The sequence below is a fragment of the Kitasatospora sp. NPDC101157 genome (assembly GCF_044768255.1).
Lineage (GTDB): Bacteria > Actinomycetota > Actinomycetes > Streptomycetales > Streptomycetaceae > Kitasatospora.
The window spans coordinates 289351-307390 of sequence record NZ_JBIWPL010000002.1 but is presented as its reverse complement, the minus strand read 5'-3'; the positions used below and the strand labels follow the sequence as shown (position 1 = coordinate 307390).

Here is an 18040-nt window from a genome sequence, read left to right as displayed (position 1 = left end):
CGGCGCTATGTTCGGGTCATGGGACGACCCGAAGGCGTGCTGCTCGACATCGACGGCGTGCTCACGGTGGACTGGCAGCCGCTCCCCGGAGCCGTGGCGGCGCTGCGCCGGCTGCACGCCGAGGGCCTGCCGTACGTGCTGCTGACCAACACCACCTCCCGCACCCGGCAGTCCGTCGCCGAAACCCTCGCCGCGGCCGGGTTCCCGGTCACCGTCGAGTCCGTGCTCACCGCGCCCGCCGCCACCGCCGCCCGACTGGCGGGATCCCGCTGCCTGCTGCTCAACAGCGGCGACATCCGGGCGGACCTGGGGCCCGTCTCCGTCGTCGACGACCCGGCCGAGGCCGAGGTGGTCCTGACCGGTGGCGCGGGCCCCGAGTTCGACTACCCGGCGCTCGACCGCGCCTTCACGGCCCTCCAGCACGGCGCCCGGCTGGTCGCCATGCACCGCAACGCCTACTGGCGGACCGGGGACGGGCTGCGGCTGGACGGCGGCGCCTTCGTCGCCGCGCTGGAGTACGCGGCCGGGGTGCGCGCCGAGGTGCTCGGCAAACCGGCCGAGGCGTTCTTCACCGCCGCCCTGGACCGGCTCGGCCTCGCCGCGGACCGGGCGCTGATGGTCGGCGACGACATCGAGTCCGATGTGCTGGCCGCCCAGCGGTACGGGATCACCGGCGTCCTGGTGCGCACCGGCAAGGCGGCCCCGGGCGCCCCGCGCCGCGGCGACGGCGACCCGGACCACGTCCTCGACTCGGTGGCGGACCTGCCGGAGCTGCTGTCCCGGCTCGGGCGGGAACGCTGAAGGTGCGGCGGCCCGCCCGGTGTGCGTCCCTGGTCCTCGAACAGACCGGGCAGAACGGATGTCGGACGGGACACGTCGGACAGAACAGCTGCAGCGGACAGAACGGAGAAGTCGATGGGCCTGCCCCTGCTCGCCGGCCATGTCCTCGTTCGCCTCACGGACGGCGCGCCGGAGGTCGCCGGGGCCGTCCTCGACGCCCTGGAGGCGGCCTTCCCGACGCACACGGGCCGGGGCCGGACGCGGATCGGCAACGTGTGGGACGTACCGCCCACCCTGACCTCGGAGAGCACCTGGACGGTCGCCGAGGCCGGGCCCGAGGGCACCGAGGCGTTCCCCGGGCCGGGCCCGGCGGTGACCACCTCACAGGCCTTCGACGTCCAGAGCCCCGCCCCGCCGCCGGGACCGCCCGCCCCGACCGGCGAGGCCACGGCGGAGCTGCTCGGCGCGCCCGAGCACGTCGAGACGATGCTGCGGACGCTCTCCGCGCTCTGCCGGGTGGCCGAGGAGGGCCGCGAGGAGCAGGGCCCGCAGCTGACCGTCCGCCTGCGGCTCGGGTGTCCTGCGGGCGGTGCCGGGTAGGCGCACGGCGCAACCACTGGCCGGACACATCCAACGGAGCACACCATGGCCGGACGACACACGCGACGCGGGGCAGGTGAGCGCCATGACTACCCGCACACCCCGAGCGGCCCCGGCCGGACGACGCCCGAACTGCGGCCCCAGCCCGGGGTGCGCCGGGGCACCGAGCCGGTGAACGCCCGCTCCAACCTGGAGCTGCGACGACTGCTGTCCCGGATCTTCCTGGTGCTGTTCCTCTGCGGAGCGGTGGCCTTCGCCGTACTGGCCGCACTCGCCGCCCCGGGCCCGCCGCCCAACCGGGGCCTGTACGCCGTCCTCGCCGCCGTGTGCCTGGCGTTCGCGGGGATCAGCGTGCTCGATCTGATGGTGATCCGCCGCCGCCTGGCCGCCGGGCAGGGGCGCGACACCCGTCGGCGCTGATCCGGGAACGGAACGGTGGGCTGATCCGGGAACGGAACGGTGGAGTGACACGGTCCGCACCACCCGCCCCCGTGCCGGCGCCCGCCGGCTCCGCGACCGGGGACTCTACGACCGGGCGCAGAAACGCCCGGTCCGACCGGGCCGCTCGGCCCCGCTCATGACCGCTTGCCCCGTACGGCCGACACCGCCCGGGCCAGCGCCACCAGCACCAGCCGCTCGGCCTGCGGGAGCAGCGGCGGCGCGGCGACGGCCACGGCGATCGAGGCCGCCACGCCCGTCCAGGCCACCGGGCCGAGCGGGGTGCAGCCGAAGAACCGGCTGACGCCCGGCGTCTGCACGATCACCGCCAGCGCGGCCGCGGAGCCCAGCACCGTCGCCAGCACCAGCGGGCTGCGGGCCCGCCCGGTCAGGGTCTGGGCCAGCTGGGCGCCGACGACGCCGCACAGGGCCATCGTGCTGGTGCGCCGGACCGAGCCGGGGGTGGCGGTTCCGATCAGCCAGGCGGTGGCCGCGCCGAGGGCGGTGACCAGACCGCGGTGGCGGATCTGCCGGGCGAGCGGGGCGTCCAGCGCGGCAGTACCGACGCGCTGGGCGGCCTCGCCGTCCGGGGAATCGTCCCGCGGGGTGACCGCGACGGCCATCGCCGGGAACATGTCGGTGAGCAGGTTGACCAGCAGGATCTGCCGGGTGGACATCGGGGCGCGCCCGGACAGCAGGGTGCCCAGCAGGGAGAAGCCGATCTCGCCGGCGTTGCCGCCGATCAGGATGGTGATCGCGTCCGCGACGCTGCGCCACAGCGCCCGGCCCTCGTCCACGGCGTCGGTCAGCACGGTCAGTTCGTCGTCGGTGATCACCAGGTCGGCCGCATTGCGGGCGGCCGCCGAACCCCGGGCGGCGATCCCGATCCCGACGTCGGCCGAGCGGATGGCGGCGGCGTCGTTGGCGCCGTCCCCGACCATCGCGACCACCCGCCCGGATTCCCGGAGCGCCTCGACCACCAGCACCTTCTGCTCGGGGGCGACCCGGGCGACGACGTCGCAGCCGCCCAGCGCCCGGGCGCGGCCGGTCCGGTCGAGGCCGGCCAGCTCGTCGCCGGTCGCCAGGGTGAGGTCCTCGGGCCAGCCGAGGGCGAGGGCGACCGCGCGGGCCGTGGCCGGATGGTCGCCGGTGAGCATCACGGGCCGTACGCCGGTGGCGCGGAGCCCCTCGATCAGTGCTGCGGACCCGGATCGCGGGGTGTCGGCCAGAGCGACGAAGCCGACCAGTTCCAGCCCCTCCAACGGCCGGTCGAGCGCCGCCTCGTCGGCGTCGGGGAGCGGTCGCCGCGCGACGGCGAGGACCCGCAGGCCCTCGGCGCCCAGGGCCGCCACCGTCGCTTCCCCGGTCTCCGCCGCGCCCGCGCAGGCGGGCAGCACGGCTTCGGGCGCGCCCTTCACCACCAGCAGCGCCCGCCCGTCGTCCGCCGTCCCGGTCGCGGCCGCGTAGCCGCGGCTGGCCTCGAAGTGCAGCGTCTGGGCGGGCGTCCAGCCGAGGTCGTCCGGTGCGGCGGCGAGCACCGCCTCGTCGGTGGAGTGGGCGTGCACGGCCTCGTCCTCGTCGGCCGGCGGGCAGGCCCGGGCCGCCGTCCGCAGGACGTCGACGGCCGTGGGGTCGTCGGCCGGGTGGCGGGCGCCGTCGGCCGTGGCGACGCGGGTCACCCGCAGCCGGTTCTCGGTCAGGGTGCCGGTCTTGTCGAAGCAGACGGTGTCCATCCGGCCGAGCGCCTCCAGGGCGCGCGGGGTGCGGACCAGCACGCCCTGACGGCTGAGCCGGCGGGCCGCGGCCAACTGGGCGACGGTGGCCACCAGCGGCAGGCCCTCGGGCACGGCGGCCACCGCCACGGCCAGCCCGCCCCGGACGGCCTCGCGCACCGGGCTGCCGCGCAGCACCGCGATCCCCGCGACGGCGGCTCCGCCGAGCAGGGTGAACGGCAGGCTGCGGTCGGTCAGTTCGCGCAGCCGGGCCTGGACTCCCCCGGCGGGCGGGGTGCGGGCGGCGAGGTGGGCGGCCCGTCCGGCCTCGGTGTCCTCGCCGGTGCCGACGACGACGGCCCGGGCGTGCCCGGCCACCACGGTGGTGCCCTCGAAAACCATGCAGCGGCGGTCGGCGACCGTCGCCTCGGGGGTGGCGTCCAGCTGCTTCGCGACCGGGAGGGACTCTCCGGTCAGCGCGGACTCGTCCACCTCCAGCTCGTCCACCTCGATCAGCCGGGCGTCGGCGGGCACCACCTCTCCGGTGCTCAGTTCGATGAGCTGACCCGGCCTCAGGTCGGCGGCACCGACCCTGCGGGTCCGCTCGCCGTCCACCACCGTGACGCGCTGATTCTGCGTCACTTCCAGCGCGGAGAGCGCCCGTTCGGAGCGCAGCCGCTGGAACGCGCCGATCATCGCGTTGATCGTGAGGGCTCCGGCGACCAGCGCCGCGTCCACGGTCGACCCGAGCAGGGCGGAGGCCGTCGCCCCGACGAGCAGGACCGGCGTCAGCGGATCGTCGAGCTCGGAGCGCACCGCGCCGACCAGCCGGCCCGCCCGGCGCAGCGGTGGGTGGGCCGTGAGCCGCCGCACCCACGGCGCGTCGCGGTGTGCCGGACGGCGGGCCGCCGTGATCCGCGCCAGCGCCTCCTTGGGCGCGAGCGCGTGCCAGGGGACGCGGGGCGGCGGGTGGGGCGCCCGGCGGATGCCGACCCGCAGCGCGGCCCGCCAGCCCGAGAACAGGGCCGCGGCCGTGGTGACGTTGACCGGCGAGAGCCGGGCGGCGACCGGGAGGGTGCCGTGCGGGCGCCGGCCCCGGGTGACGACCAGGAGGCCGGACAGCGCGGCGCTCGCCTCGGCCAGGGTCTTGGAGTGGCGGGCGACGGTACGGGCGGCGGGGATCGCGGCCAGCAGCCGCCAGGCGGCGTCGAGACCGGACAGGTCGTCCGGGCCGTTACGGCCCTCCTGGCCGGCCGGGTCCTCCTGGCCGGTCGGGCCCTCCTTCCCGTTCGGGCCGTCACGACCGTTCAGCAGGAGGAGGTCCGCGCCCCACACCACCGCGCTGTCCGGGTCGGTCACCGCGACCGCGAGGTCACCGCGCAGCAGCCCGGCGAGGAGTTCGCGGGCTTCGTCCGTCAACTCGGCTGCTCCGTGCGCCGGGACGCGGGCGATCGTGAGCACCACCCGCCCCTCGCGCTGGAGTTCGCGCACCACGTCCGCCAACGGCCGCTCTGCTCCGACCAGTTGGTCGGCCAGGGCACCGAAGTCGCCGAGCGTCCCGTCGTCGGCCACCACGACGTGCAGGCCGGCCTGGCGGGCGGCGTCCAGCGCGGCCTCGGCCACCGGGGCGAGCTCCCGGCCGACGAGGACCGTGCCGACGTCCACGCCCCCGGCGGACGCGACCAGCAGCCCCGTCCCGGCGTCCGGCCGACCCGACCGGTCCGGCACCGGCCGGAGTTCCAGTTCCGCCCCGGGCCGGTCCAGGGCGGCGACGGCCGCCTGCCAGAGCCGGTCGTGGTCCCAGTCGGGCACGGTGGGATGGGCCTCCAGGACCGTTCTCCCCGTGCCGCGCAGCGAGTCGGGGTGCAGCACCACGGTGTCCACGAGTTCCAGTCGGCGCAGCCGCTCCAGGTTGCGGACCAGGACGCCCTCACGGGCGAGCGCGGTGCCCAGGGCGGAGGTGAACGCGGCGGGGCCGTAGCGTACGGCCTTCGGGTTGCCCGCCACCAGCCCCTCGGCGGCCTCCGCCACGTTGCGGGTGAACAGCAGGGCCGCGGCGGTGCCGAGCAGGGTGCTGCCGACCGCCTGGTCCGCGAACTCCTCGCCGGGCAGCGGGCGCAGCGCGGGCCGGGCGGTTCCGGCACCCGCGACGCTCAGCCGTCCGGGCGCGCAGACCGTGTCGTGCGCGGCGTCGAAGGCTGCGGCGCCGGCGATCGTCTCCATCAGCCGCCCGGTCCGCAGCAGCGCGTCCAGGGCCAGCCCGCCGGGCGACTGCCCGACGCCGTACGCCGCGGCGCCCGCGGCCGCCATCGCCAGGTCGGAGCCGGCCTCGCCGAACCGGCGGCGCAGCATGGCGCGGACGTCCGGGTCCTCGCGGACCAGGGAGACCAGGGCGGTGGCCAGCCGGGGCCCGGTGCGCAGCGGAACCGCCCTGGCTCCCACGGCGGTGACGAATCCGACGGCGTCGCAGGCCAGCGCGACCGCCTGGGCGCGGACGCTGCCGGTCCGCCCGGGGTGGGCGGTCTCCAGGACATCCTCGTCCACCCGTTCCAGCCGCTGTACGGCAGCGAGTTCGGTGGCCCGCTCCACCACGCGGTCGGTGGCCGCGTCCTGGGTCAGCTGCACCACCAGCCGGGCGAGGCCGCCGTCCCAGTAGGCGGCGATCACGTCCGGCCGGCGGGCCAGCCCCAGCGCCACCCTCCGGGCCGCCGCCTCGGCGTTGCGCGCCGTGCCGCCCCCCCGGGGGCGCAGCGGCAGCTGGATCCGCGAGCCGGCGTGCCAGTAGCCGGTGCCGGTCTCGGCCGCGCTCCGGGCGACCCGGCCCACCCGGGTCGCCGTCCCGGCGGCCGAGGAGGCGGTCCGGACGGTGCTGCGGACGGTGGTGCGGGCCCCGACACGCCCGGCCTCGACGGCCACCCGGGCGGCGGCGCGGGCCGTGGGTACGGCGGAGCGTGCGAGGACCACCGGTACGGCCAGGGTCAGTCCCAGGCCCATCGCCGGTAGACGGGTCAGTCGGCGCAGTACCACGGCTCGGCCCCGTTCCGCCGGGTCAGACGCTCTTCCGCCGGGACGACCCGGCGGACGCGGCGACGGTGGTCCGGCGGCGGCTCGGCGTGCTCCGTGTGCGTGGCTCCGCCGTCCTGGCCGCTCCGCTCCCGCCTCCCGGACCTCCCGTCCGAGCGGATGAGGGGGCGGACGCCGGGGAACTCCTCGGCCGCGCCTGGGTCAGCCAGACGGCGGCAGCACCAGCCGCGGCCACCGGCCACTCGACCGCGCCGAGCGCTCCCAGCAGCCCGGCACCGGTGTAGGCGGCGATCCGGCGGGTCCGCGGCGACACCAGTCCCACGGTGTCGAGCACTCCGTCGACCATCCCGCCGACGACCCCGGCACCCGGCACGTGCCGCACGGCGGAGGCGGCGGACTCCACCGGGCGCAACAACCGGGCCGGGCCCGTCGACGGGGCTGATGAAGTCGATTCCTGGTCGTTCATGGCCGCTTCCGATCGCGCTGTTCTGCGACCCCGGGCCTGCCGCGCGCGTATGCACGCATCGACCCGCGGGTCCACGTGTCCACCCCTGCGTCTGCCCACCGGCGCCGGCTCAAACATCAGCCCGTCGGCCCGGTCGGCCGGCCCTGGCCACGTCGACCGACGTGGCGCCCGCCACGGCCCGATCCGTCGACGTTCCGCGGCGGCCGGGAGACCCCCTTCCCGGCCGCCGCTGCGCGCCGCACTCCTGCGGACGCCCCTCGCCCCCGAATCCACGCCGGGGTGACCACCGCAGCCGTTTCCCGGCGCCGCCGCCGGGCAGACGCGCCCTCGCGCGGGCCGCCCGCGGGGCCGCGCACCCGAACGCCCTGGAGGACACGATGACCCGGAAGATCAAGGAGATCATGACGGCCGCCCCGGTCACCGTTCCCAGGCCGGCCTCGGTGCGCGACGCGGCCCGCTGGATGCGCGACAGCGCGATCGGGGACGTCCTGGTCTCCGACGGCGCGCCGGGCGACGGCCGGCTGTGCGGTCTGGTGACCGACCGGGACCTGGTGGTCCGGGTGCTCGCCGCCGGGCGGGACCCGGACAGTACCGACGTCGGCGACGTCTGCAGCTCCGAGCTGGTGTCCGTCGCCCCGGACGACGACGTCGAGCGGGCCGTCGACCTGATGCGCCGGCACGCCCTTCGCCGTCTGCCCGTGCTGGACGACGGCCGGGCGGTGGGCATGGTCTCGATCGGCGACCTGGCGATGGAGCGGGACCCGCACTCCGTTCTCGCCGACATCAGCGCGGCCGACCCCAACCGCTGATCCCAGTCGCCGCGCCGAGCCGCCGCCCCTACCGCTGACCGGCGTCGCGAGCGCAGCAGACCGGAGGCCGAGGACCATGGCCGAACCACTCGGCGTCGCCGCGCAGCTGATCACCGACCACCTGGTAGAGGGCCGGGCCGTGCCCGGCGACCGGCTGACCCTGCCCGATCTGCACGAGGCCCTCGCCGCCGACGCGGACGGGTACCTCACCGCCCGCAACACCACCCGGGACGAGGAGTACCGGCTCACCCACCGCCTGTCCCCGCACCAGCGCCGGGCCGTCCTCGCGGGCGGGACGCTCCCGGCCCTCGCCGCCCGGACGGCGCGAAGCCCGCGGACGGCGCGGAGCGCGGCGTGAGGGCCGCGCCGTCCGGGCGGCCCAGGAGAAGGACGTCCCCGTGAGATTCCCCGACCGAAGCGCCGCCGGGCAACAACTCGCCCGGGCGGTCCTGCCGTTCGTCGGCGACCGGACCGGCGGCCGGGTGGTCGTGCTCGGTCTGGCCCCCGGCGGGCTGCCGGTCGCCGCCGAGGTCGCCGAAGCCCTGGACGCCCCGCTCGACGCCACCGTGGTCCGACAGCTGAACGTGCCCGGCTACGACCGCCCGGTGGGGGCGATCGCCGACGGCGACCCGCCGCTGTTCGACCGGGAGTCGCTCAAGGTCCTCGGCGTCACCCCGGTCGAGGTCGGCGAGAGCGTCAAGCGCGAGCGCGCCGAGGTGCACCGCCGCGAGGTGCTCTACCGCGACGGGCGGGCCCCGCTGTGCCTCCGGGGCCGCACGGTCGTCCTGGTCTCGGACGGTCTCACCGACGCCCTCACCGCGCACACCGCCGTCCGCGCCCTGCTCCGCGACCACCCGGACCGCCCGGAGCGGCTGGTCCTCGCGGCGCCGGTGTGCGACGCCCGGCTCGCCGACGAGCTGCGCCGGGACGTCGACGCCCTGGTCTGCCTCCACCTGCCGCCCTACGCCCACGCCGCCGGGCCCTGGTACGGCGAGTTCCACGAGGTCACCGACCGGGAGGCGGCCGTCCTGCTGCGCCGGCACGGCCCGCACGGCGCCGCGGGCTGACCGGCGCGCCGTCCACCGCGGTCCACCGCCGACGGCCGGGGCCGATGACCGACCGCCGGCCCACGCCCCCGCGCCGGATGCTCCGGCGAGCAGCGACCCGACCCCCACCGGCTCCCTGGACGCCCCGCACTGACGGCAGTCCTTCGAACGGGCCCCGACGGCTACCGTCGGGGCCCGTTCATGCGCGCAACAGCCGCTTCCAGCGCGGCAGTTCGGTGACGCAGCAGATGAGGGCGAGGAGCGCGACCAGCACCGCCGCCCAGCCCGGGAGGAGCAGCCGGGCGGCGGTGACGGCACCGGCGAGTTCGGCGAACACCATCAGGATCGTGACCCAGCCGGGCACCGCGAGGACCGTCCCCGGCTTGTCCCCGGGCGTCTGCAGGACCGCCGGGACGCCGATCAGCAGCACGTCCACGCCGATCGCCAGCAGCACCGAGTGCGGCCACAGCGCGATCGGCAGGCCGACCCAGCCGACCAGCTCCAGCCCGGCCCGCAGCGCGGTGGCGTACCAGGGCTCGGCGTGCTGCGGCTTCTCCATCGGTCCCCCTCGACCATCGTCTCGCCCGGCCATCGCCCGCCCTCGGCCACCGGCGCCCGGGCTCGGGCTACAGCCGTTCGGCCGGCGCCTCGTGGACCCGCCGCCGGCCGCCGCGGTCGCGGCGGCGTCGTGGCAATCACCGGGCCCCGTCGAACACGCCCACCGGCCTTTCACCGACAAGGACTTGGTATGACCACGGCAAAGGCTTCGCACCGCCGCGTCCGCCATCTGGACGGCACCGCCCCCGGGTTGATGTGGTGTCCGGGCTCGACGAGCACCGACAAACCTCCCACACCCTCACACCCGGGAGCAGACGCATGCGCACACCGCTCAAGGCCGCCGCGCACACCCTCACCGCGCTGGCCCTGGCCGCCCTCGGCACCACCGCACTGGCCACCGGAGCCGAGGCGCAACCCGCCCCGGCCACCGCCCACTTCGGGACCAAGCCGCTCCGCCCGAGCACCGCCCCGCACCCGGCCGCGACCACCAACAACACCCTCTCGGTCCGCTCCTCCGCGACCCAGGGCGTGGTGTCCCCCACCCCGAAGGTGTACCTGGTCTTCTGGGGCAGCCAGTGGTCCTCCGACCCGGCTGGGGTGGCGGCCGACATGCAGAACATGTTCAAGGGCCTCTACGGCAGCCAGGACACCTGGGGCACCGTCCTCGACCAGTACTGCGAGGGCGTCGCCAAGGGCACCACCAGCTGCGGCACCAAGGGCGTCCACGTCCAGCACCCGGCCTCGACCCCGCTGGCGGGCGTCTGGTTCGACAACTCCGCCGCCGCGCCCGCGAGCGCCACCAGCACCCAGCTCGGCGCCGAGGCCGGCAAGGCCGCCGCCCACTTCGGCAACACCACCCAGGCGCCCAACCTCAACGCGCAGTACGTGGTGCTCTCCCCCACCGGCACCCACCCGGACGGCTTCCCCAACAGCGGCTTCTGCGCCTGGCACGACAAGACCAGCAGCTCCTACGGCACGCTGGCCTACACGAACCTGCCGTACATCCCCGACATGGGCGCGGGCGCCTGCACCACCTTCACCGACGGCCGGATGCTCTCCGGCATCGAGTCCACCGAGACCCACGAGTACGCCGAGACGGTCACCGACTTCTGGCCCAGCATCGGCTGGAACGGCGGCGGCGGGGAGATCGGCGACGAGTGCCAGAACCTCGACGCCTACGTCACCCTGAGCACCGGCACCTTCGACCTCCAGGGCCTGTGGTCCAACAGCGCCAACAAGTGCGTCACGCACGGCTAGCGCCTGCACCCAGCGCGGGGCCGCCGACCTCCCGGCGGCCCCGCCGCCGCTCACCCCACCAGGCCCAGCACCGCCTCGGCGAACGCCTCCGGCGCCTCCTGCGGCACGTTGTGCCCCACCCGGGGCAGCGTCCGCACCTCGCACGGCCCGGTGAACCGCTCGCTGCCGGTCTGGTCCGCGGCGGGGATCACCCCGTTCTCCTCACCCACCAGCACCACCGTCGGGACCCCGATCGGCGGCTGACCGGCGAGCCGCTCCTCCAGCGCCCGGTAGCGCGGATCCCCGTCCACCAGCCCGTACCGGTGCCGGTAGGAGTGGATCGCGACCTCCACGAAGTCCGGATTGTGCAGGCTGGGCGCCGACGCGGCGAACGCCTTCCCGGCATCCGCCCAGGTCGGCGACCACAACCGCCAGAGCAGCCCGCACAGCTCCTCACGGTTGCGCTCCAGCCCCAGGCGGCCCCGCTCGGAGTGGAAGTAGTACTGGTACCAGAAGTTGAACTCCGCCTCGGGGGCGGCGGGTTCCATCGCGCGGGCGATGTTCTGGATGGTGTAGCCGCCCGCCGTCACCAGCCCCTGGACCCGCTCCGGACCGGTCGCCGCGACGACGCAGGCCGCCCGCCCGCCCCAGTCGTAGCCCGCCACCACGGCCCGCTCGATCCCCAGCGCGTCCATGAAGTCCACCAGGTCCTGGCCGAGCGCGGCCTGCTGGCCGCTGCGCATCGTCGTCGCCTGCCGGAACCGGGTCGGCCCGTAACCGCGCAGGTACGGCACCAGCACCTCCCGCCCGGCCTCGGCGATCAGCCGCGCCACCTCGTCGTAGGCCCGCACGTCGTAGGGGAAGCCGTGCAGCAGGATCACCGGAGCGTCGGCCTGCCGGCGCCGCCGGCCGGTCCGATGGTAGGCGATCTCCAGAACCGGTGTCGTCACCCGGTGCAGCTCGTACGGCTCGTGGGAACTCGCAGTCATCCGGCCATGCTCGCACGCCTGGGCCGGCCGCAACCGCCCCCGGGGCGCCCGCAGGTCCGACCGGCCCGGCTGACCCTCGACGGCGGCTCGGGCCCGTGCTCGGGCGCCTCGACCCACCCGGCCGACCGCGCTCGGCCCACACAGCACCCGGCTCGACAACAGCTCCCGTGCCCCCGCCTCCGGAGCCCCCGAGGCCATCGCCCTGCCGGGCCACCGGCTGACCCCTGGGCCATCCGGGTGACCAGGCTTGTAGGCTCGCGTGGAAATGCTCTGATTCTTGAAGGGGGAGCCCGGTGCGCGCCCGTCGGTGGACAACTGTGGTCGCTGGAGTCGTCGCGCTGAGCAGCCCGACGGTCGCGTACGCCCGCGGCGGGGGCGGTAGCCACGGCTTCGGGGGCGGGGGCAGCGGCGGCAGCGGGGGCAGCCATGGTGGTGGCTTCCACGGTTCGACCGGCGGCGGCTTCGGTTCGGGTTACGGATCCGGTGGCGGTGGGTTCGTCCTCCTGTTGGTGATCGTGGTTGTCGTCGTCCTGATCCTGTGGCTCGTGTACCGACGCAGGAAGGCGGGGCAGGCAGCCGGCCTGAACACCGTGTCGGACCGTACGGCGCACCGCGCGGACGCGCAGGCGCGCGAGCGCGCCGCCCAGGTCGGGGCCCGGGTCGATGCCATCGCCGACACGGATGCGAGCTTCGACCGCGCCGCGATGGAGCGCCGGGCCGTCTGGCTGTACGTGACCGCCCAGCGTGCCTGGACCCGACACGATCACGCCACCTTGCAGCAGATCCTGTCCCCGGTGCTCTACGGCAAGTGGGCCGACGAGCTGCGCGACTACGAGTCACGCGGCGAGGTCAACGTCGTGGAGATCGTCTCCGGCCCGGTGGTCGAGCTGGTCGACGTCGCGAATCGGGCAGGCGAGGTGAACGACACCGTCACCTTCCGGGTCACCGCGACGCTCAAGGACTACGTCCGCCGCAGCCACGGCCCGGATGCCTTGCGCAAGGACGGTTCGACGCGCCCGGTCGAGTACTGGACGCTGCGCAAGAACCGGGACGGAGAGTGGATCGTGTCCTCGGTGGAGCAGGCGGCCGAGGGTGCGCACCACCTGACCGGCGCCATCGAGACGGACGGCTGGGACCAGAAGGAGGTCGCTCGCGAGGCGGTGCTCGAAGTGGCCGGGAAGACCGCGGTCAAGGGGGTGAGCGACATCCTGTCGCTCACCAACATCTCGTGGAGCACGGATGCCGACGCCGCCGTCGGCGATCTGAGCGTGCTCGACGGCCGGTTCGACAAGGCGGTTCTGGAGGTCGCCGTCGATCGGTTCCTGGAGGAGTGGGTCATGAACGACGGCAGCCTGGACTTCACGTCCGTACGCACGGTCGACCGAACCGTCATGCGTGACGCCGTCGTCAGGTCGGTCACGGTGCGCTCGCTGGTCTCCCGCGACCCGATCGTCTTCCGTGTCGCGGTCGACGCGGAGGGCGTCTACTACGAGGTCGACCGGCGCAGCGAGCAGGTGCTCCGTGGCGACCCGCACCGGCGCAGGCCGATCACCTTCGCGTTCGACCTCCGGAGGGACGACACGTCGACCGGAGCGTGGACCGTGATCGCCACCCACGCGGAGTAGGCGGAGCCCGCGCCGGGGTCGACCTCCCGGAGACGGAACCGGGCCGGTCCCACCCGGAACGGCCCCGGTCAGCCGCGGCCCGGCGGCGTCCGGGCTCGCCGAACGGTGGTCCTCCGTCCGCTCCACCGACCAACCCCCGCCCCCATCGACCGTCAGCGCCCGGGCAGCAGACCCCGTACGTAGGCCGCCTGGCCGACGTGCTGGAGGTCGTCGGCGATCACACTGACAAGACGTACGCCCAGGGTGACCGAAGGCTGCCACGACTCGTCGACGATCCTGGCGAGCGAGCGGTTGTCGAGGCCTCGCACATAGGCCACGGTCCGGGCGTGGACGGCCTCGTGGTAGCCCACGAGAAGGTCGGCGGTGGCGGTGACCTTGGCGACCTGCGCGGGCCGGTGCCCGTAGCCGGTCGAGGACGCGGCGAACGGCAGCCCGAACCGGCCCGCCCAGCCGTCGGCGGTCCACACCTGTTCGCGGTCGGCCGCGTCGGCGAGGTGGTCGTCCTGCACCCGGGTGAGGTGCCACACCAGCCAGGCGATCGAGTTCGCCGAGTCCTGCACCCGGAACCCCAGCTGTTCGGGGGTCAGGCCATCGACCACGTCGGCGACCGTTTCACGGATCCGGTCGAACGCGTCCACGAGAAGATCGGTGCTGGTCACGCCGGCCACAGTCGCCTCCCGGTCCGTACCCGCCCCACCGGCGGCATGGCGGATGTCGCGCCACCCCGACGATTGTGTCCCGCCCGTGGCGCCCCGGCCACCCGGGACCGGCTGCGACCGGACCGGACCCCCCGGAACAGCCCGCCAGCACCCGAAGCCTCGACGGACGGAATCCCGAGCCCGTACGTCCACCGGTCCCCCTTCTCGCCCCGGCAGCCGGAGACGTGGCCGCGGCCTGCGATGCGTCCGTCGGCCGGCGGCCCCCTGGTCGCGGTATCGCCGGGCGGGGCCGAGGGTGGGCAGCGGACCGCCCGGCCCGCTGCCGGCGCGGACAGGATCCGAGGAGTGGCCGATGACCGAGTACGAGCGCACCCGCACCATGCCGGCCCTGCCGGAACTGGTCTTCGACCAGGCCTCCGACCCCGGGCGGTTCGACGCCTGGATGCCCCGCGACCTGCACGTGCGGGTCGACGATCCGCCCGCGGTGACCGTGCACGAGGACCGCACCGGTGAGGACGAGCGCGGACTCCTGCGGGCGCAGAAGGACCAGATGCGGATGGAGTGGGGGACCCGGGAGAACGGCCGGTACGCCGGTTGGCTCCAGGTGGCGGGCCTGGACACCGGGACCAGCCAGGTGACCGTCCACCTGTCGTTCTTCGACCCGCGGTCGGCCCCGCCGCGCGAGGAGGTCGAACAGGCGCTGGACGACAGCCTGGCCCGGCTGGAGGAGCAAATCCGCCTGCGGACCGACTCCAGCGGCTGACCCCGCCCGGTCCCGGCCCGGACCCCACCCGGGCCTCACCTGAGCGGGGTCCGGGCCGGGGTCAGGAACGCGGCGGCAGCCGGTGGAGTCGTACCTCGGTGAGGCGGCCGTCGTCCGCGCGGGCGGTCAGGTAGGTCGCGAAGGGCTGGCGGCGCCGGTCGGTCGGGGAGCCGGGGTTGAGCAGCCGCAGGCCGCCGGGGGCACGGCTGTCCCACGGGATGTGGCTGTGTCCGAAGACCAGGACGTCCGCGTCGGGGAAGCGCGACCCGCACCGCTGTTCGCGCCCCCGGGCGGGACCGGTCTCGTGGACGACCGCGAAGCGCAGGCCCGCCAGTTCGACCCGGGCCACTTCGGGCAGCCGGTCGCGCAGCGCCTGCCCGTCGTTGTTGCCGTGAACGGCGACCAGCTGGCGGGCCCGGGCCTCGAACAGGTCGAGCGTGGCGGTGTCGACCCAGTCCCCGGCGTGGAACACCGCGTCGGCCTCGTCGAGGGCGCGCAGCAGCGGGGCGGGCAGGGACCGCGCCCGGGTGGGGACGTGGGTGTCGGAGGTGAGGAGCAGTCGCACGCCGGTGGACTCCGGTTCGGGTCAGGAGCTCGCCGACGGGTGTCAGTCGTCGCCCGAGCCGGGCTCGGCCATCCTGCGGTGCACCTCCGCCTTGGTGCTGTCGGGCAGCACCTTGTTGGCCGCCGCCTGGGCGCGGGTCTTCAGCGAGCCGGCGGTCACCTTGTCCTTGCCGGCCATGAGGGCCTCGAAGCCCTGCCGGGCGACCTGGGCCGGGTCGTCCTTGTCCTCCTGGCCGAGCTTGGTGTCGGTCATGTCGGCACGGCGGAAGAAGTCGGTTTCGGTGGGGCCGGGCATCAGCGCGGTCACGGTGACGCCGGTGTCCTTCAGCTCGTTCTGCAGGGCCTGGGCGAAGGACTGGAGGAAGGACTTGGAGGCGTTGTAGACGGCCTGGAACGGGCCCGGCATGGTCGCGGCGATGGAGGAGGTGATGAGTACCCGGCCCTCGCCGCGGGCGGTCATGTCGCGCAGGAGGTGCTTGGCCAGGCGGACGGTCGAGGTGATGTTGAGGTCGATGATCTCCAGTTCGTCGCACAGGTCGGTGTCGACGAAGGCGCCGCCCCGGCCGACACCGGCGTTGAGGGCGACCGCCGAGACGGGTCTGCCGGTGGCGGCGATCGCCGACCACAGGGTCTCCACTCCGTGGCGGGTGCGCAGGTCCGCGTGGACGTCCGTCACGACGGCACCGTCGGCGCGCAGGCTCTCGGCGGCCGCGGCGAGGCCGCCGTCCTCCGCGTTGATCAGGAGGTCGAAGCCGTGGTCCGCGAACTGGCGGGCCAGTTCGTAGCCGATGCCGCTGGAGGCGCCGGTCACCACGGCGAGGGGTCGGGTGGGAGTCGTCATGCCGCACGACTACCCAGGCCGATCGCATGCGAATCACGCCGGGCGTGCCACCGGAGGAGCCGGCCTCGCACCGGGCCTGGGCCCGCCGGCCGGCCCGGCGGCGTCGTGGGAGTGCTCAGTTCGCGGCCAGGCGCGGGGCGAAGGCCGAGAACCACAGGGCCGCGAACGTGGCGACGGTCATCACGGGCACGAGGAACCGGGTTTCCAGCTTCCCGCCGGTGCGGCGGATCAGCACGAGTTCGAAGCGCTTGGGGTAGGGCCAGAGAAGGGGCGCGCCCCGGCGGGTCAGGCAGTCGCCGAGCAGGTGGGACAGGGTCCCCAGGCAGACCGTGTAGGGCAGCCAGCCGGCGACGCCGGTGAACCAGGCGGCCACCGTCGCCGTCCCGACACCGGCCAGGCCGACGGAGGTCACCCACGCCGTCAGCCCGTGCCCCGGCGGGTGCAGGTGCAGGGCCCGCGCCGCGAGAGCGAAGAGCACGAAGGTGAGGGCCAGGGTGAAGCCACCGCCGAGGCGGGTGACGCCCATCCAGGTGCCCCAGCCGGTGAGCGCCACGAAGAGCAGGGAGTGCGTCGCATGGCGGTGTCCCCCGCACAGCCTGCCCACCAGGCGGCACAACCCCTTCGACAGCGGGCCCAGCAGGTGCGCGGGCGTCGCGTCGTGGTGGTCCAGGTCCGGCAGCAGCGCGGCCCCGGCGCAGAGCAGCGTGCCGACCAGGATCTCGCTCGGCCGCGGCTGCACCCCGAACAGGGCCTCCGGCAGGAACGGCGCGGTCGCCGCGTAGAGCAGTGCCCCGCTGATCGCATGTGACTGGCCCAGCACGTCGACCCGTCCCCCTCCCGTCGCGCTCCCTCCCGCACCACCTGCCCGGACCGCCGTCCGGGACCTGCGGAGATCCCTCTGCTACCCGCCTCGCCCCTGGCTACTCCCGGTCCCCGCGGGCACGGGCGGGGCTCCCGTTCTGAGTACGGGTACTCATGTGCGCCGGGGCCTGGCCTGGAAGGCTCCCGGACATGATCAATCGCCGGGGGGCGTTGACAGCCCTTCATCTCTTCCTGGTCTGGGCGACGACGGCCGCCGTCGTACCGGCGCTCGGCTTCGGCCTGCTGCTGACCGCCTGGGCCCGTGGGGTGGGTGCGACCGTGCCGGTCCTGGCGCTGGGCGGGTCGCTCATGGTGGGCCTGCTGACCCTGGCGGGCCTACCGGTGCGGGCGGTGGTGCCGCTGTGCGGCTCCGGCCCCGGGCGACTGCTCTGGGCGGTGCTCGTCTTCGTCCTCGGCACGCTCGGCCTCCTGGCAGGTGTCGCCGCCTACGACGCGGGCGTCGACCTGGGGAGCGCCGGTACCCGGGTCGCGCTGACCGGAGCGCCGTTCGCCGTGGCCGCGGCGTTCTTCGTGCCGGGCAGGTGGATGCGGCTGGGCTCGCTGGCCGTGCTGGCGGCCGCGGTGGCCTACGGGGGCTTCATCGGCCCGTCCCGGGCGGAGCACCGCCGGGACGAGGCGGCCGTCGCACGGTACCGGGAACACCCGGAGCTGCTGTACCTCGGCACCGCGCCGGCAGGCATGCAGGCGTCCCGCGTCCGGGTCGGCCCGGCCTCCTTCAGCGTCGACTACCTGCCCGTCCGGGAGGGTTACGAGTCCGGGTACGTGGGCCTCGTGGTGCGCCCGCCGAGCACACCGGCTCCGCGGTGCCCCGGGACCCCGGACCCGGGCACGACCTGCACGGTGGACGCGCACGGCGAGATGGTCACGGTCCACGGCTCCACCCAGGAGGTCACCGTCACCCGGCGCTACCGCCACGCGGAGGTCTCGGTCCTCAGCCAGACCCTCGGCGAAGCCGCGCTACGCGACCTCCTGAACACCCTGCACCCTCTGTCGGACGCGGAGTTGGACACGTTGATGCGGGAGAAGAGGATCGAGTACAGCTTCTGAC

The 18040-nt window shown here is 75.2% G+C and carries 17 protein-coding genes; 10 read left to right on the top strand and 7 right to left on the bottom strand.

From position 1 onward, the window contains the following. Window positions 1-18 precede the first annotated feature (18 nt). From ACIRVF_RS04815 to ACIRVF_RS04805, 3 genes are all read left to right on the top strand, one after another. Entirely contained in the window at window positions 19-801 is a 783-nt protein-coding gene (locus ACIRVF_RS04815) for an HAD-IIA family hydrolase (RefSeq protein WP_402813720.1), read from the top strand. A gap of 114 nt (window positions 802-915) precedes the next feature. After that, window positions 916-1380: a hypothetical protein gene (locus tag ACIRVF_RS04810; protein WP_402813717.1), complete on the top strand. Its 465-nt coding sequence runs from the start codon at window positions 916-918 to the stop codon at window positions 1378-1380. 45 nt (window positions 1381-1425) lie between these two features. Continuing rightward, entirely contained in the window at window positions 1426-1800 is a 375-nt protein-coding gene (locus ACIRVF_RS04805) for a hypothetical protein (protein ID WP_402813715.1), read from the top strand. A gap of 155 nt (window positions 1801-1955) precedes the next feature. Here the strand turns inward: ACIRVF_RS04805 and ACIRVF_RS04800 are convergent, their stop codons facing one another. Then, window positions 1956-6524, bottom strand: a complete 4569-nt coding sequence (locus ACIRVF_RS04800; RefSeq protein WP_402813712.1) for an HAD-IC family P-type ATPase — start codon at window positions 6522-6524, stop codon at window positions 1956-1958. An 873-nt stretch (window positions 6525-7397) separates the two neighbouring features. On the opposite strand from ACIRVF_RS04800, the gene ACIRVF_RS04795 reads away from it, so the two are divergent. The 3 genes from ACIRVF_RS04795 (at window position 7398) to ACIRVF_RS04785 (ending at window position 8896) form a co-directional block, all read left to right on the top strand. Continuing rightward, complete coding sequence (locus ACIRVF_RS04795; protein ID WP_402813709.1) at window positions 7398-7829, top strand: CBS domain-containing protein; 432 nt, start codon at window positions 7398-7400, stop codon at window positions 7827-7829. Window positions 7830-7905: 76 nt separating this feature from the next. Further along, window positions 7906-8187, top strand: coding sequence for a hypothetical protein (locus ACIRVF_RS04790; protein ID WP_402813706.1), 282 nt, complete (start codon window positions 7906-7908; stop codon window positions 8185-8187). A gap of 40 nt (window positions 8188-8227) precedes the next feature. Next, a complete protein-coding gene (locus ACIRVF_RS04785) occupies window positions 8228-8896 on the top strand; it encodes a phosphoribosyltransferase (protein ID WP_402813703.1) in 669 nt (222 codons plus the stop codon). A gap of 178 nt (window positions 8897-9074) precedes the next feature. Here ACIRVF_RS04785 and ACIRVF_RS04780 read toward each other — a convergent pair whose 3' ends face one another. Beyond that, complete coding sequence (locus ACIRVF_RS04780; protein WP_402813701.1) at window positions 9075-9434, bottom strand: hypothetical protein; 360 nt, start codon at window positions 9432-9434, stop codon at window positions 9075-9077. A 317-nt stretch (window positions 9435-9751) separates the two neighbouring features. Here ACIRVF_RS04780 and ACIRVF_RS04775 point away from each other — a divergent pair, with 317 nt between their 5' ends. Next, entirely contained in the window at window positions 9752-10690 is a 939-nt protein-coding gene (locus ACIRVF_RS04775) for a hypothetical protein (protein ID WP_402813698.1), read from the top strand. A 50-nt stretch (window positions 10691-10740) separates the two neighbouring features. Here the strand turns inward: ACIRVF_RS04775 and ACIRVF_RS04770 are convergent, their stop codons facing one another. After that, complete coding sequence (locus ACIRVF_RS04770; protein WP_402813695.1) at window positions 10741-11658, bottom strand: alpha/beta fold hydrolase; 918 nt, start codon at window positions 11656-11658, stop codon at window positions 10741-10743. A 317-nt stretch (window positions 11659-11975) separates the two neighbouring features. Between ACIRVF_RS04770 and ACIRVF_RS04765 the strand changes: the two genes are divergently transcribed. Next, window positions 11976-13283, top strand: coding sequence for a TIM44-like domain-containing protein (locus ACIRVF_RS04765; RefSeq protein WP_402813693.1), 1308 nt, complete (start codon window positions 11976-11978; stop codon window positions 13281-13283). A 152-nt stretch (window positions 13284-13435) separates the two neighbouring features. Here the strand turns inward: ACIRVF_RS04765 and ACIRVF_RS04760 are convergent, their stop codons facing one another. Beyond that, on the bottom strand, window positions 13436-13942 hold the full coding sequence (locus tag ACIRVF_RS04760) for a DUF664 domain-containing protein (RefSeq protein WP_402813690.1): 507 nt from the start codon (window positions 13940-13942) through the stop codon (window positions 13436-13438). Between the two features lie 352 nt (window positions 13943-14294). On the opposite strand from ACIRVF_RS04760, the gene ACIRVF_RS04755 reads away from it, so the two are divergent. Further along, window positions 14295-14705 carry an SRPBCC family protein gene (locus ACIRVF_RS04755; protein WP_402813688.1) on the top strand — a complete coding sequence of 137 codons (411 nt, stop codon included), beginning with the start codon at window positions 14295-14297 and terminating at the stop codon, window positions 14703-14705. Between the two features lie 61 nt (window positions 14706-14766). Here the strand turns inward: ACIRVF_RS04755 and ACIRVF_RS04750 are convergent, their stop codons facing one another. From ACIRVF_RS04750 to ACIRVF_RS04740, 3 genes are all read right to left on the bottom strand, one after another. Beyond that, window positions 14767-15270, bottom strand: coding sequence for a metallophosphoesterase family protein (locus ACIRVF_RS04750; RefSeq protein ID WP_402813686.1), 504 nt, complete (start codon window positions 15268-15270; stop codon window positions 14767-14769). 42 nt (window positions 15271-15312) lie between these two features. Further along, on the bottom strand, window positions 15313-16110 hold the full coding sequence (locus ACIRVF_RS04745; protein ID WP_402813683.1) for an SDR family NAD(P)-dependent oxidoreductase: 798 nt from the start codon (window positions 16108-16110) through the stop codon (window positions 15313-15315). Window positions 16111-16225: 115 nt separating this feature from the next. Next, window positions 16226-16930, bottom strand: a complete 705-nt coding sequence (locus tag ACIRVF_RS04740) for a metal-dependent hydrolase (protein ID WP_402813680.1) — start codon at window positions 16928-16930, stop codon at window positions 16226-16228. A gap of 191 nt (window positions 16931-17121) precedes the next feature. On the opposite strand from ACIRVF_RS04740, the gene ACIRVF_RS04735 reads away from it, so the two are divergent. After that, window positions 17122-18039, top strand: a complete 918-nt coding sequence (locus tag ACIRVF_RS04735; RefSeq protein WP_402813677.1) for a hypothetical protein — start codon at window positions 17122-17124, stop codon at window positions 18037-18039. Window position 18040: the final 1 nt, after the last annotated feature.

Excerpts from the sequence above, each read along its gene's own strand:
- ACIRVF_RS04815 (WP_402813720.1), top strand. The coding sequence starts at position 19 with ATGGGACGACCCGAAGGCGTGCTGCTCGACATCGACGGCGTGCTCACG.
- ACIRVF_RS04810 (WP_402813717.1), top strand. The coding sequence starts at position 916 with ATGGGCCTGCCCCTGCTCGCCGGCCATGTCCTCGTTCGCCTCACGGAC.
- ACIRVF_RS04805 (WP_402813715.1), top strand. The coding sequence starts at position 1,426 with ATGGCCGGACGACACACGCGACGCGGGGCAGGTGAGCGCCATGACTAC.
- ACIRVF_RS04800 (WP_402813712.1), bottom strand. The coding sequence starts at position 6,524 with ATGGGCCTGGGACTGACCCTGGCCGTACCGGTGGTCCTCGCACGCTCC.
- ACIRVF_RS04795 (WP_402813709.1), top strand. The coding sequence starts at position 7,398 with ATGACCCGGAAGATCAAGGAGATCATGACGGCCGCCCCGGTCACCGTT.
- ACIRVF_RS04790 (WP_402813706.1), top strand. The coding sequence starts at position 7,906 with ATGGCCGAACCACTCGGCGTCGCCGCGCAGCTGATCACCGACCACCTG.
- ACIRVF_RS04780 (WP_402813701.1), bottom strand. The coding sequence starts at position 9,434 with ATGGAGAAGCCGCAGCACGCCGAGCCCTGGTACGCCACCGCGCTGCGG.
- ACIRVF_RS04775 (WP_402813698.1), top strand. The coding sequence starts at position 9,752 with ATGCGCACACCGCTCAAGGCCGCCGCGCACACCCTCACCGCGCTGGCC.
- ACIRVF_RS04770 (WP_402813695.1), bottom strand. The coding sequence starts at position 11,658 with ATGACTGCGAGTTCCCACGAGCCGTACGAGCTGCACCGGGTGACGACA.
- ACIRVF_RS04755 (WP_402813688.1), top strand. The coding sequence starts at position 14,295 with ATGACCGAGTACGAGCGCACCCGCACCATGCCGGCCCTGCCGGAACTG.
- ACIRVF_RS04745 (WP_402813683.1), bottom strand. The coding sequence starts at position 16,110 with ATGACGACTCCCACCCGACCCCTCGCCGTGGTGACCGGCGCCTCCAGC.
- ACIRVF_RS04735 (WP_402813677.1), top strand. The coding sequence starts at position 17,122 with ATGATCAATCGCCGGGGGGCGTTGACAGCCCTTCATCTCTTCCTGGTC.